Consider the following 13,707-nt stretch of genomic DNA (forward strand, 5'->3'; position numbering starts at 1 on the left):
GCCTCACATGTAGGAATAGAAGAGGCTGTCGAGCAGACGTGTCCAGCCTGACACCAGCACGAACAGCAACAGCTTGAGCGGCAGTGACAGGGTCATGGGTGAAACCATTTGCATGCCCAGCGCCAACAGCAGGTTCGAGACAATCAGATCGATGACGATGAACGGGATGTAGATCAGAAAACCGATTTCGAATCCGGCCTGCAATTCCGACAGCACGAAGGCCGGGATCGCCAGCAGCAGGTCGTCTTTGGTTGCCTGATCGGCCATCTCCTTGGGCCACATGCGTTGGGTGTTTTCCAGCAGATGGGTGACCACATCCGGGTCGGTGTTGCGCGTCATGAAGCGTTGCAGCGGATCGATCACGGTTCTCAGGCTGGCTTGCAATTTCTCGGTGTTGCCCAACTCCACGGGGTGCTCTTGCACCCGTTTCTGAATATCGTGTGCCACCGGGGCCATGACGAACATCGTGGCGGCCAGAGCAATGCCATACAGAGCCATGTTCGGCGGCACTTGCTGAACGCCAATGGCGTTTCGGGTAATCAACAAGGTCATGGCAATCTTCAGGAACGCGGTGCAGACGATCAACAGGAACGGAATCAGCGACAGCGACCCGAGAAGCAGCGCAAGCATGATCGGGTTCACGCCCTCCATGATCATGGCTGCTTCACCATTCTGGTGATCTGTAAACCAAGCCGGCCGTCGACATCCACCAGTTCGCCTTCGGCCACGACTCGCTCTCCGTGGCACAGCGTAGCGTATCCCGGAGCGATGCCTGCGACTTCAAGGATGGTTCCGGCGTCCAGACGCCGAAGCTCTGCAAGGGTCAGCTTGATCTGACCGCAACGCAGCGTCAGGTCCAGCGCCAGACTCTCGAATGCAGCGGGCTCAGGGGCAGGCTGCGATTGCTCGTCGTCTGCCGGCTCAGAGTCCTGCCAGGTCGGGTCATCCTCGAGCCCGTACTCATCTTCGTGGGCATGATCGTTTTCATTGACCTCGTCAACGGTCTGGTCATCGTCGTCCAGGTTTTCGACCTCTTCCTGGTAAAGATCCTCAGTACTCATCGTGATCCTGCTCCTCGTGGCTGATCCGCAGAAATAATTGCTGCGCCTGGCTGTCGACGTGCGCGGCCCATTGCCGTCCGCCGAGTGCCAGACGGCCTTGACCCGCGCTGTCGAATCGGCAACGGGCAGGCAACACCACGTCTCCGGGGCGCAGCGATGCGAGCTCATTGAGTGTCAGCTCCAGCTCACCGATGATCAGCGGCGTCGTCACTGTCATGGTGTCATCCACCGGGTTGTGTCGGGCCTGCCAGGGTGCCGAGTGCAACAGCCTGAGCAGGGTTTGCGATGAACTGTGCAGGTGCGCGTGAAGCGATTCCCCGCCCAGACGAACCTGAACCCGGCAGCCTGATGGAGCTTCGTCAGGGGTATCGAACAACGGCTCGACAGGGGCCAGCACATCGGCGATCGTCGGGCTCAGGCGCTGGTTGAAAAACTGCCAGTACCAGTCTTGATGTTCGCCGCCCAACGTCAGTGGTGCATTGCCCAGGAGGCTCAATACGGCCTCAGCGTCGCTCAGGCACACAGGCCCGACCGCGGTGTTGAACCAGACGCCATTGGCGAGGCTGTCGGGTCCGGCACCCAGTGGTAGAAGTGTCAATTCGCCACGCTGATCCTGTGCGTCGAACACGAGTGATTGTCCGGCACCCAGCGCACGCGTGGCCTGGGCTTGCAGCGGGTCGACCTTGCGCAGTTGCAGCGCGTTCATGCCTCGAGGTCTTCATGGAAATCGAGATCGACATCGTGGCCCAGGGTTTGTGCCAGTGCATCGCGGCAGGCGCGCGAGTGGCCGCTCACACGTTTGAATACGTCACGGCGGCTGAAGCCCAATTGAATGCTCCAGCGGTTGTCGGTTTTTTCGGCATTGACGCGGACTTTGCCCAGTGTCGGCATCAGCAGGGTGAAATTGAGCGGGCCTGGCGGTTGCTCCGGAAGACGCTGCGCGAGCTCATTGATCAGTTGCGTGGGCACCGCTTCCGCTTTCGCCGAGAAGTCCAGGCTGCTTCCTGCAAAGCTGTGCTGTTCAGGCTCTTCGCTCACAGGCGCGATCAACAGTTGGGAAAAGAACAGCCCGTCGGCGCTCATCGGCTCGTCCTGCAAGAGTCTGCTCGTCGAGGACCTTCCTGAGAGCGAGTCGCCACGGCCAATGCCAGCGGATGGCACGCGTTTTTCAACCTGCCCGGCAGGCACCCGCCCAGACGGTGCAGTGCGTCGTGCCGGTACAGACGCTTCATGTTCTCCGGTGTCCTGGCGCTGAAGCGCGGGGGATGCTTTTGGTACATGTTTGATAGCTGTGGACATCGGCGCTTAACCTTCTTCGTTGAGTGCCTCGCTCATGCAGGCCAGTTTCTCTACTGCACGCTGAGACGCCTTGGCTTGTTGCTGTCGCTCTTGCAGCAGGGCTTGCTGTTCGCTGATCCGCCGTTGTTGTTGCTCAATGTCCTCGCGGATACTGGCCAGGCGTTCGAGCATGGCGTTCTCTTGCGCATGCCACCGATCCACATCATTGCGGCTGATGGTCTTTTCCAGATGAGCGTCTGACAGCGTGTCGCGTTGTAGCTTTTGCTGATCACGCTCCTGGCTCAGCGACGCTCGGGTTACTGATAAGTGGTCGAGCATGGATTTCAGTTCCACCTGTGCCTGGCGTTGCGCCCGTTCTGCACTGGCCTGACGGTGTTGACGCAAGGGGGTCAGCAGGCCGATTACCTGTTCGAACGCCTGCCGTTGCGGGTCTTCTTCAAGGTTTTCGTCCATCGTTTACTCCGGCAACTGCGAGGTAATCCTCAGCAATGCGTCCAGTGTTTCTTCCAGCGGCACCGGTTCACGCAAGTCTTGGCGCAGGAATGCATTGATGTCCTCGTTCAGCCTCACGGCGCAGTCTGTGACGGGATCGGACCCTGCCTGGTACTCGCCCAGACGCAGCAGCATTTCCACCTGCTTGTACGCCGCCAGCAATTGACGCAGGCGATTATTGGCTTTTTGATGTTCTCGACCGGTCACGTTGCTCAGGATCCGGCTGATGCTGGCGGAGACGTCAATGGCCGGGTAATGACCGCGTTCTGCCAGCTTGCGCGAGAGCACGATGTGGCCGTCCAGCAGTGAACGCACTTCGTCCGCCACCGGGTCGTTCATCGAGTCCTGCTCGATCAATACGGTGTAAAGCGCAGTGATCGAGCCGTTCTCGCTCATGCCGGCGCGCTCCACCAGACGCGGCAGCAAGGTGTACACGGAGGGCGGCAGGCCGCCGCGCCCCAGAGGCTCGCCGGAGGCAATACCGATCTCACGCTGTGCGCGGGCAAATCGCGTCAGCGAGTCGAGCAACAGCAGCACCTTCTGGCCCCTTGCGCGAAACGCCTCGGCGATGGCGGTGGCAGTGAACGCTGCGCGAGCGCGCTCCATGCTCGAGCGATCGGACGTAGCGCAGACCAGCACCGAGCGGCTGCGCAGGGTTTCATCCAGCTCATGATCGAGAAACTCGCGTAGCTCACGGCCCCGTTCGCCAATCAGGCCGAAGACGATCACATCGCAATCCATGTTGCGGGCCAGTTCAGCCATGAGCGTGGTTTTGCCGCAACCGGCACCGGCGAACAGACCGACACGCTGGCCTTCGCCCAGCAGGATGGCGCTGTCGATGGCGCGCACGCCGGTGGGCAAGGCCCTGCTGATGCGCGGGCGTTGGGTAGGGGGCAGGGCATCGGCAATGACTGGCAAGGTCGGACGGCGATCATCCGGGCCTGCGAAAGCACCCAGGGCGTCGCCCAGTAGCGGTCGGCCGAAGCCATCCAGCACGCAGCCCAACAGGCTGTCGTCCACGCCAATCCGGTGGGCGATGCCCAGCGGACGAATCGTTGCGCCGACCTGAATCCCGTCGGGCGCGCCCAAAGCACTGAGCAGCGTGCAATCCGGTGTGAAACCGACGATTTCGGCAAGCAACAGACTGCCATCGGCTCTGCTCACTTCGCACAGATCGCCGACTTTGGCGGCGGGGAGTTTGCACTCCAGCAAAATGCCGCGTACAGCACTCACCCGGCCGCTGACGCGCACAGCGCTGTACTGTGAAAGGCGAGCCGCGTGAACCGCTTTCCAGTGGTCCAGCGCAGCGTTCACCAGGTCACCTCGAAGTGGCGTTCGCCGTCGAACTGCAGGCGGTGCTCATCGATTCTGGAAAGACGCAACCCGTCCACCTCATCGCCTACGTACACGCGACGGCCGTCAGCGGTCACCAGATGCGCGTGGGGGCCGGTCATAATCTGTACCACGACGAAGGGGAGCGTGTTGCGCGCGCTGGAAACGTTATCGAGCACCGTAACGGGCGAGCTGTAGGTATCCTTGAAACGTTGCAGCATGCGCTGGTAAACCAGCAGCGCTTCGTCCTTGGCATTGCCATTGAGAACGAGACCTTCCGGTGTTTCGTCAACGCTGATATTGCTGAGCATGCGGTCGCTGAGCATGGTATTGAGCTGGTGCCGAACGGCATCCGTATCGGCCAGACGTATGCGTGTGTCGGGCGCCTCTTTGACAGGCGCAGCGGGCCTGCTCAACGATTTTTCCTGCCCCTTTGCGGCGGTCTGGGTCAGCGCTGCAACCTGAGCGACTTCCGGATCGATCGCAGTGGGGCCTGAGCGGGTCAGGCTCCAGGCGCTGCCGATCACGCCGATCAGCAAGCCTGCGATGATGCCGGTGGTGCGGTTCAGCAGTTTTTGCGAACGCGACTGTACCTTCTGCAGCGGTGCAGTGTTGCGCACCGGCTCAGGCTCGGGCTCAGGCGTTGGGGCCACTTGCTCAGGAACCTGCGGCCATTCATCGCCGGCAGGCGAGACGCACAGCCACACCGAACCTAGCATGAATGGGTGGTTCAGGGTCAGCTCGATAAGGGTCTGCGCAGCACCTTCTTCGTCGCACACCTGTCCTTCTTCAGCGTTCAGGACCCAGCGCTCATCCACGCGCTGCAGACGACCGTGAAGGCTTTCAATGCCTGAATCTTCCAGCGCCAGATCTTGCTCCTGAGCTGAACCAATCGACCACTGTTCACCCACCAGCGGCAGCGCAGCCCCCTGGTGATGACCGTTCAGTACGCGTAATTCAAACATCCGACTCTCTCCCTGTGCCCAGGCCGTTCAGGCTCAGGCCGCATGCTCGTTATCCAGCGGTTCGAGATCATCTTCCAGGTCGAAACGACCCATGACTTTGACCTTGGCCGCATTGCTGATTTCGGCGAAAGACAACACCGGGACGTGGTAAAACTCTTCCCTGAGCAAGTTGCGCAGCGGGCTGCGCAAGTCCTGCGCGACCAACAACACAGCCTGCTCGGGCGCCCGCAACGGAAACGCCATGTGGAGTTGCTGTACGAGCATTTGACTGGTCTCGTTGCTCAGCGCAAAAAAGGTTTCGGTCTGCGTCTGGCGCAGGCCGTCGCGCAGCAAGCCTTCGCTCTCCGGCGTCAACAGCCAGACCATCAAGCCTTCGGCACCGCAGTACTGGTGGTAGATCTGTGACTTGAGCGCAATACGCACGTAGTCGGTCAGCACGCTGATATCGCGTTCGTGTTGAGCGTGCTCGATCAGGGTTTCGGCGATCACGCGAACTGCGCGCAGCGGTACGCACTCCGAGGCGAGTCGTTGCAGAACGGCGGAGAAACGACTCAGGGTCAGCACCCGCTGCAGCTCCTGCGCCAGTTCGGACTGTTCGGACTCCAGCCAACTGAGGATGGCCTTGCTTTCCTGCAAGCCGATGAACTGCGGCCCGCAGGATTGCAATGCACGCTCCATGCGCTCGACGATCAATGTCATGGCGCTCACACCAGTGAGTCGGCTGTCTTGAAATTCGGGCAAATCGGCAGGCAGCCAGACCCACTGCTCCTCTTGGCGGTCGCTATTACCGGGAATTGCGAGTGCCGTAGTTTCGTGGTCCACTTCGCGAGCATCCACCGCCAAATGGGTTTGACTGAAAGTCGCCTTGAGCATCGGCACCTCGTAGACCATAAAGCGGAACTCATCCGGCTGCAGGTGCTGTGCCCTCTCGATAATGAACGAGGGCAAGGTGAGGCCATAATTGACCACCAGACGATTGCGTCGCTGCCGGATTTCGCTGACCAGCGTCTCGATCTGTGCCATGTTCTGGCCTGGATGGAACTGCAGGACGAACTGGCGGCTCGGAGCGAACGTGCGCAGGTCTTCGCTGCCGTTCATTTCTGGCGGCACAGGCGCTGCGTCTGCCTGCTGCTTCTTGGGTTTTGCCCGCTGCAGTTGGAGCAGTCCACCTGCGCCACAGATGATGGCAATCACAATAAACACCCCGGTCGGCATGCCGGGCAGGGCGGCAAAGCCGAGCATCGCCACCGAGGCGATAATCCACGCCTTGGGCTGGCTGGTGATCTGCTCTGCGATCTCTCGACCAATGTTCGCTTCCACGCCCTCCTCGTTGTTGGGGACGCGGGTAATGATCATGCCGCTGGTGACCGAGATCAGCAGTGCCGGGATCTGCGCGATCAGGCCGTCACCGATGGTCAGTACGGTGTACAGCTGCAAAGCATCACCTGCGGTCATGCCGTGCTGCACGACGCCGATGGAGATGCCGCCGATCATGTTGATCGCAACGATAATCAGGCTGGCGATGGCGTCGCCGTTGACGAATTTCATCGCCCCGTCCATCGCCCCGAACAGTTGACTCTCTTTGTTCAGCTCGGCCCGACGGTTACGTGCTTCGTAGACGGTAATCAGGTTGGCGCGCAGGTCACTGTCGATGGACATTTGTTTGCCGGGCATCGCATCCAGCGTAAATCGCGCGCCGACTTCGGCGACCCGCTCGGACCCCTTGGTGATCACCAGGAAGTTGACCACGGTCAGGATCAGAAAGATCACCAGACCGACAGCGAGGTTGCCGCCCACCACGAACTGGCCAAATGCCTCGACGATGTGCCCTGCATCCTGGTTGAGCAGAATCAAACGCGTGGTGGAGACCGACAGTGCCAGTCGAAACATGGTGGTCAGCAGCAGCACGGCCGGAAAGGTCGAGAACGCCAGCGGCCTGGGAAGGTGCATGGCCAGCATGATCAGCAGGCACGAAATACAGATGTTCACGGCGATGAGCACGTCTACCAGACCGGTCGGCAGGGGCGTGATCATCATGAACACAATGGCGATGACAAAGAACGCGCCGACCAGCTCCGAGCGGCGCATCGCCGCCAGCGCCACGCCGTTCAACAGATCAATGATTTTGTTCATCAGGCCATGTCCTCGTACATCTGCTTCTGTTCCTGTTGAGTGAGTTCGCTCATCAGGACGAGCAGGTTGTTCAGCGCGGTGTGGCGGCTTTTCATGTCTCGCCACAGCAGAATGGGCAGCTGCATGAGCATTGGCCGCAGGCCATTGAGAAATGCCAGTTGGTGCTTGAGCTGCTCACCACCAATGTGCTGAGTCAGTTGCAACGTCTGATTCACATTCATGCCATTGGCCGTCAGGGTCAGCAGGTGTTTGAGAAACGCCGGAGGATCAACCTTCAGGTCGGGATTTTTTTTGCGCATCCGCTTTAGCAATTGTTCACACCCGCCCAGCAAAGTGGCCACATGCCGCGCAGTGGTCAGGCCATGCATCAATGTGCGCAGTTGCTCATGGGAAGCGGAAGGAGAAACAGCCGACAGGTCGTCGGCAATCGCCACGCGCATGTCGCGCAGGTCGAGATCGAACTGTCCGGGTTCTTCCTGTTCGCTGATCAACGCTTCGATCAGCCCGATGATGTTCGGTTGGCCGCTTACCGCGACGCTATACAGCTTGCGCAACGCGGCGCGGCGCGTGTTATCCGTGTTCTGGCGACCAAAGGCCTTGGCGGTGTTGATACCGGCCCTTGCACGCGTACCGAGCTCACGTCGCAGGTGTTTGAGCTTGCTGGTGAGGACCTCGTATTCTCGCGGGCTGCCTTCTGACTCTGCCTGCTTGCGCGCGGCCTGCAGCACGACATAAGCCTTGGCGGCGTCATCCTCGGCAAATTTCAGAACCTCTGTGATCTCGGATGACTCGTCTTGAGCCAGTTTTTTGCGCAGCACCCTGGCGGCGTTATCGAGCCCGGTGTCCTCTTCATTCATCAGCAGCTGATAGAGCTCGCCCAGTTTGATCGCCCGGGATTGCAGGGCGTTTCTGCTGGCGATCAGCTCTCGCTGGCGCAGGATTCGACTCCGCTGTACCAGTTCCGCTGTGAAGCGCGAGATCTGTTTGGCTGATGTCCCCTTGCTGGGTGGCTCCTGTGCTCGCGTCTGCCGCGCTGCAGGCACCGAAACACGAGTCGGGGCGACCGGAAGGGTTTGCACTATAGGCGGGGCGACGATTTTCATAGGAAGGTTCTGAGCCTGATCATGACTGCTGAGTGGACCGTTGAGTCAGTTCAGTTCCCTTCTCTGAAGAGGTGAAGCGGTTGTGCCAAAAGCTGCTCTTGAAAAACGGGTGGTTGCGCAAAAAAATGTATTTCAAATAGTTACAGAATTATTAAAATACTTATAAATCAGTGGGTTATTATTGTTTTTTTGTATGGCACGGTTATCGCTATAGGGGTTGTACACCATCACTGAAGGGTAAGCCCCATGTTCCCACGCGTTGTGATTCTCGATAAGACTCAATCCCGTCAGTCGTCTTCTCAAGCTGGCGTGCGACAGATGACTCAGGACCAGATTCAGATGCTCAAAGCTTTTATTCAGAAGCGCGTGATGAACCCTGACGATGCGGACGACATCCTGCAATGTGTCTTTCTCGAAGCGCTGCGCAACGAACATAAGTTCCAGCATGCAAGCAAACCGCAAACCTGGTTGTGCGGTATTGCGCTGAATCTGATCCGCAGCCATTTCCGTAAAATGTATCGCCAGCCTTATCAGGAGAGCTGGGAGGATGAGGTTCACTCTGAGCTCGAAGGGCACAGTGATGTTGGCCATCAGGTAGACGGACATCGGCAACTGGCACGTGTCATCCAGGCCATCGGCTCTCTGCCGTCGAACATGCAGAAGGTGCTTGAAGTCTCACTGGAAATGGACGGCAACTATCATGAGACGGCAAACAGCCTGGGTGTGCCGATCGGCACGGTGCGTTCGCGACTTTCGCGCGCCCGAGTGCAGTTGAAGCAGCACATCGATCCGTTCGCGTGAAACACATTATGTGGCAGAGCTGGAACCGAGTGACGTCGTCGGCCACACAGTGATTAACCTTCACTTATGGATGGCGACTTCTCATGCGTATAACCAGCTCTTCCAGCTTTAGCAGTAATCTCCCCCAAATAAACCCTGGCGAGCTGGCTTATACGTTGCCAGCAGTCAAGAATCTGAAAAATGCGGACAATGGCGTTCAGTTTGGCTCGTCTCGATCGAGCGTTTCTGATCTTGTCGATAAAGCTGATCAGGTCATATCCGATTCCACATCGTCTCTGGAGTCTTTGTACCGAACTGCGTTTGCAAGCAATGACGTTAGTGCTTGTGACGAACCGGAGCCGGAATCTGAACCGGAGCCGGAAACCTCCAGTGTTTCACCCACCAGTCCGACGGTGCCTGCTGAAAGCACGAAAGCCAGCGACGCATCAGATGCGGCCAATGCGCCTAAAGCCAGCGACGCAGCCTTCCTCGACAATTCCGAATACTCCTCTCCCGAAGCGCTCCAGCGTTGGGCACCGATGGTTTCTCATCTGCCAGAAGGAGAGCGCGAGCAAGCGGCCAAAGAACTCAATCGACCCATCGCCGCGGCCTGGATGGCGCGTGAGAAAGGCGAAAATTCTGCCAAGGCCATGGAATTCATCAATGCCAACCCGGCGCTGAAAACCGCAGTGGACACCGCGCAGGGCAGCGGTGGCAATGCGGACGGCAAAATCACCAACAAAGACCTCAAGACCTTTGCCAAAAACATGGAAAAGGCTGCCGACAACGCTGACAAGGACGTTGAAAAGTTTAAGAATGACAACCCCGGCGCAGATCCGCAGTCACTGGAGATGGTACGTAATGCCGCCGTTATGCGGGCCAACATGCCATTGGCCAGAGCCGCCGATCCCCACAACGCGGTGGGCGCCACGGACAAGACTAATGTTGATGACAATGTCGGTGCCGAAGACCTGAAGAATCTGGCCGCCAACAATCCGGGCCTCTCGGGGACGCTCAAACAGTCTTGCAGCACCTGGTCGCAGCCTGGCTTTCTGAGTCAGTTGGATGAGGCGGGTATGACGGGCCGTGCGAAAGCTGCCCATAGCCCCGATATGTTATTCAACGCAAAGAACCTGAGCGAATGGATCAGGAAGAGCGCGCCCACCAACGGCGGTCAGTTCGCCGGCATGCTCAGCGATGCAGCGACCATGAACGCCGTTGCGGGTATTGACATCAGCAAGCTTGACGCAAGCGTGTTTGATCCAGAGAAGTCCAAGTCCTACAGCGGTGCTCAAAAGGCAGCGGTGATGATCAAGCTGCAACAGACACAGCAATGTGTAATAGCAGGGCGAAAGCTGCGCAATACCGAGGAAACCGAAAAGGATCTTGCCGCGCGGATTGCCCAACTGCAGAAGGATCCGGACGTACAGACGTATCTGAACAAAAGTGTTCCTGAACAAGAGCGCAAACTGGTGCGCAGTGATGCAGCGTTGCACAAAGCGATCACCGATCAGACCAAAAGCGTCAATAGCGGCCAGGCGCTGCAAAACGACCTGACCACAGCCGACAACGCGGTCAACAAGCATAATCCCAACCCGGATTACAGCAGCGCCCTTAATGGTCTGTCCGCTCAGTTGCAGTTACAGCACGATTTGTTCGGCGGGAACGTGCCTGATCCTCAGGAGGTGGTGAGCAAGAATCCGAAGGTGGAGTCCAGAATCCAGAACTCCTACTTGAACAATTTTGCCGACGGTGGCGCGCTCAAGCAGCTTCTGGGTCAGAAAGACGTCGACGGCGAACAGGCCATGCAGATGCTGGCGGGCCAGAAAGCAACCTACGACAGTGTGCTCTCCGGCGACTTCACTCAAGGTCTGAATGAGGACTACGCCAATTCCACGGTCAACGAACTGCAGAACTCCAAGAAAGGGCGCAAGTTGTTGGAAGGCAATACTGACAAGAGTCAGGCGCCTGCGGTCGTGAAGGATCTTCTTGCCGGTCACGGGCCGAAATTTCTAAAGTCCATCATGGGCTTTGCTTCTGTAAAGGACATGCTCAAGAACGGCGACAAGATCGGTGCCGCGCAAACGATCTACGACAGTGCCAAGTACGGTGCAGAAGCGATCAAGGGCGGTATCGACGCAGGTGCCAAGATGCTTGGCCGCGAGGCTTCGGTCGGACTTGGCCGTATGGCCGGGCAAATGGTCGGGCGCGCTGTGGGTATGGTCGCGGGTGAAGCCGCCGGTATGGCCGCAGGTATGGCAGTCGGTGCGTCACTTCCCATCATCGGCTGGGCCGCCGACGCTGCCATGGCGGTGGGCTTCGGGATTTCCATGATTGTCGATGCGGTCAAGAAGCACAAAGCACAGAAAGCGTTCGACCATAACGTCGATCCGGTACTGACACAGTTCGGGATTGCGAAGGCGCATTGATTCCTGGTATTGCAATGGCCGGCCCTTGTCGAGGGCCGGTCTGGCTGTACTTTACGTTTCACCAGGCAGGGATCACGCCAATAATAATGTTTCCCATGACTGGGGGGCTTGCTCAGGAAAGCGGACGGTCTTCTGAGGAAAAATTCACCCTCATACACCCATACATGCTTACGGGTGTCAGAGCGACACCCGGAGCCCGTTATAACAGTTACAGGCAAGGCACGTTGTCAGTTTCAGCCAAGGCAACGCCCTTATTGTCGAAAAGTGTAACTTTAACGTCCATGCCTGATCTGTTTTCGATCAGCGTATAAGTTTCGTTGGGCTGAAATCCGCCGTACGCGAGTGTCGCGACGCAACGACGCTGACTTTTCTGATAACCCTTGGCCACAATGCCCACTTCCATCGTATGCTCTCCTGCCGACACTTTGAAGTAGCTCAGGCTTGAGGCAGGTTTCGTATCGATGCGTCGTGCAATCATTTCATCGCCCACCTGTGCTTCAAAATGAACGATGGATGTGCTGTTTCCGGGTACTGGCGCTTCTGTGGTGCATCCAGCCAAACTTGATACGATCAAAAGGATTGCTGCACGTGTTCGGCACTTCATGGGAAACCTTTGGGTAGGGTGTATAAAGTATCCGCGTATCCGCGTGGCCAAAGTAATGAGGCCGCAAGGACGCAAGTAATGTTGAGCGTTTAAGCGTCGTGAAATGTTTGGATCCGTTCATTGATTCAATCAGTGTGCGTCGTTTGTATATTTTAAAATGTCCAGATAAATTGAGTTTGCATATGTTAGTCGCGTATATCGTCATGCTATAAAATCTTCGCTGCCTATTAAGTAGGCAGCTATGCAATGGGCTCCGTGCGTCAGCGCTGCCAGACACTCGACACAGGCTAATGACTTTTTTTCGAAAAGGTTACCCACTCAAAAACTCATGTAGATATGAAAATCGCTCAGTAATGCTCTGCGTGTCTTGACGCCGCTGGTCTTGGGTATGGACTGGGAGCGGTGCGTATAGGGAAACTGACCAAACCTCTGTGGATGCACATGAGTACTCGCTCCTCGTGATCAAGCCATGTCAAACCGCTTTATGAAGAAAAAGCTAAATAACCCGGAGGAACTGGTCAAGGCGATCTCGCCACTGACCATTGGGACCTAGGGAGACGCTGATTTATTCTAAAGCACAGCTGTTGCCCCCTGATAAATCAAGGCCTCCAGAGCGTTGCAGGGACGAAAAATCGAATAAATCAGCGTCTCCCTCACGGGGAGTCTTTTTAAGCGCACGAGAATGTCTTATGATATTCAATACGCTATGAATACAGGGCATTCAGACCCTTTGCAGCACATGGCATTTGTGGCCGCATCTGTTCAGGCGGGTAACTGTGATCAGATGGCGGACGTCAACTTGTTATTGCTGTCTGCTTCAAATGTCCACACCCGAGTCGCGCTCATGGGCGCGAGCGACGTCGGACACGCCTACGTCAGAATCGGGGATGCACGGGAATCTGACAAATTTGTAGTTTCAGACGCCTGGCCTGAATTTGGCCGTGCCGTTCGGGCAGAAGATTTCAAACTTGGGGAAGGTAGACTACACGTCGTCCGTGAGTATGACGCCCACCCTAATCCTGATACACGTCAACAATTGCTCAATGCTCCGAAGTGGGCACAATCGCAAGTCGATCAACACTTTGAAGCTAACTATAAACAGTACAAAGGCCTTCGAGGAGAGGCATTGGCACACGAGCTACTGTATAATTCGGGCCTGACATTTTATAAGCAGGTGCACAGCTCAAAAAACCTGGGCATGACTTATCATGACCCCTCTACTTCGCAAACGGTGGACCAATCACTGTCCATGCGGCAATTCAACGAGCGGCTCGTCAAGGCGGCATACCCACCCATTGAACCGGCCCAGCCTGCTAGGGCTCATCCAGATCTCCATATGTCTGACGCCCAGTTTGCCAATTCGATGGACGATGTGGATGTGGATGTGGATATGGATATGGATGTGGACATGTATTTCAATGACGATCCTTACGATGACAGGTGGTAATGCGCTGCGCCGTACATCCATGACGGTGAACAACGTTTTTCAAACCCGTGCCCTTTGAGGCG

At 57.4% G+C, this 13,707-nt stretch carries 13 protein-coding genes; 3 read left to right on the forward strand and 10 right to left on the reverse strand.

Annotation, left to right across the window (positions count from 1 at the left end):
• Positions 1-3 precede the first annotated feature (3 nt).
• Genes sctR through sctW form a run of 9 tightly spaced genes read right to left on the reverse strand, consistent with a single transcriptional unit; the run spans position 4 to position 8,385 of the window.
• Positions 4-657 carry a type III secretion system export apparatus subunit SctR gene (gene sctR / locus BLT55_RS01745; RefSeq protein WP_054999400.1) on the reverse strand — a complete coding sequence of 218 codons (654 nt, stop codon included), beginning with the start codon at positions 655-657 and terminating at the stop codon, positions 4-6.
• Positions 654-1,061, reverse strand: a complete 408-nt coding sequence (locus BLT55_RS01750) for a FliM/FliN family flagellar motor switch protein (protein WP_054999401.1) — start codon at positions 1,059-1,061, stop codon at positions 654-656. The genes sctR and BLT55_RS01750 overlap by 4 nt, the downstream gene beginning before the upstream one ends.
• Positions 1,051-1,767, reverse strand: coding sequence for a hypothetical protein (locus BLT55_RS01755; protein ID WP_054999402.1), 717 nt, complete (start codon positions 1,765-1,767; stop codon positions 1,051-1,053). Before BLT55_RS01755 ends, BLT55_RS01750 begins: the two co-directional genes overlap by 11 nt.
• Positions 1,764-2,360, reverse strand: coding sequence for a type III secretion system HrpP C-terminal domain-containing protein (locus BLT55_RS34480; protein WP_054999403.1), 597 nt, complete (start codon positions 2,358-2,360; stop codon positions 1,764-1,766). Before BLT55_RS34480 ends, BLT55_RS01755 begins: the two co-directional genes overlap by 4 nt.
• Positions 2,361-2,366: 6 nt before the next feature.
• Complete coding sequence (locus BLT55_RS01765; RefSeq protein ID WP_054999404.1) at positions 2,367-2,813, reverse strand: hypothetical protein; 447 nt, start codon at positions 2,811-2,813, stop codon at positions 2,367-2,369.
• A gap of 3 nt (positions 2,814-2,816) precedes the next feature.
• Complete coding sequence (locus BLT55_RS01770; RefSeq protein WP_054999405.1) at positions 2,817-4,166, reverse strand: FliI/YscN family ATPase; 1,350 nt, start codon at positions 4,164-4,166, stop codon at positions 2,817-2,819.
• The gene (locus BLT55_RS01775) at positions 4,163-5,149 is read right to left on the reverse strand and encodes an FHA domain-containing protein (RefSeq protein ID WP_054999406.1); all 987 of its coding nucleotides are present in this window, start codon (positions 5,147-5,149) and stop codon (positions 4,163-4,165) included. The genes BLT55_RS01770 and BLT55_RS01775 overlap by 4 nt, the downstream gene beginning before the upstream one ends.
• A 33-nt stretch (positions 5,150-5,182) precedes the next feature.
• Positions 5,183-7,282: a type III secretion system export apparatus subunit SctV gene (sctV, locus tag BLT55_RS01780; protein WP_054999407.1), complete on the reverse strand. Its 2,100-nt coding sequence runs from the start codon at positions 7,280-7,282 to the stop codon at positions 5,183-5,185.
• Entirely contained in the window at positions 7,282-8,385 is a 1,104-nt protein-coding gene (sctW, locus tag BLT55_RS01785; RefSeq protein WP_054999408.1) for a type III secretion system gatekeeper subunit SctW, read from the reverse strand. The genes sctV and sctW overlap by 1 nt, the downstream gene beginning before the upstream one ends.
• Positions 8,386-8,631: 246 nt before the next feature.
• On the opposite strand from sctW, the gene BLT55_RS01790 reads away from it, so the two are divergent.
• Both BLT55_RS01790 and BLT55_RS01795 read left to right on the forward strand, forming a co-directional pair.
• A complete protein-coding gene (locus BLT55_RS01790; RefSeq protein ID WP_054999409.1) occupies positions 8,632-9,186 on the forward strand; it encodes an RNA polymerase sigma factor in 555 nt (184 codons plus the stop codon).
• An 83-nt stretch (positions 9,187-9,269) separates the two neighbouring features.
• Positions 9,270-11,594 (forward strand): type III effector HrpK domain-containing protein, encoded by a 2,325-nt coding sequence (locus BLT55_RS01795; protein ID WP_054999410.1) that lies wholly within the window; start codon positions 9,270-9,272, stop codon positions 11,592-11,594.
• A 208-nt stretch (positions 11,595-11,802) separates the two neighbouring features.
• Here BLT55_RS01795 and BLT55_RS01800 read toward each other — a convergent pair whose 3' ends face one another.
• A complete protein-coding gene (locus BLT55_RS01800) occupies positions 11,803-12,168 on the reverse strand; it encodes a PA0061/PA0062 family lipoprotein (protein WP_244158992.1) in 366 nt (121 codons plus the stop codon).
• A 712-nt stretch (positions 12,169-12,880) separates the two neighbouring features.
• Between BLT55_RS01800 and BLT55_RS01805 the strand changes: the two genes are divergently transcribed.
• The gene (locus BLT55_RS01805; RefSeq protein WP_139206369.1) at positions 12,881-13,645 is read left to right on the forward strand and encodes an Hrp-dependent type III effector protein; all 765 of its coding nucleotides are present in this window, start codon (positions 12,881-12,883) and stop codon (positions 13,643-13,645) included.
• Positions 13,646-13,707: the final 62 nt, after the last annotated feature.

The organism is Pseudomonas cannabina (genome assembly GCF_900100365.1).
Taxonomy (GTDB): domain Bacteria; phylum Pseudomonadota; class Gammaproteobacteria; order Pseudomonadales; family Pseudomonadaceae; genus Aquipseudomonas; species Aquipseudomonas cannabina.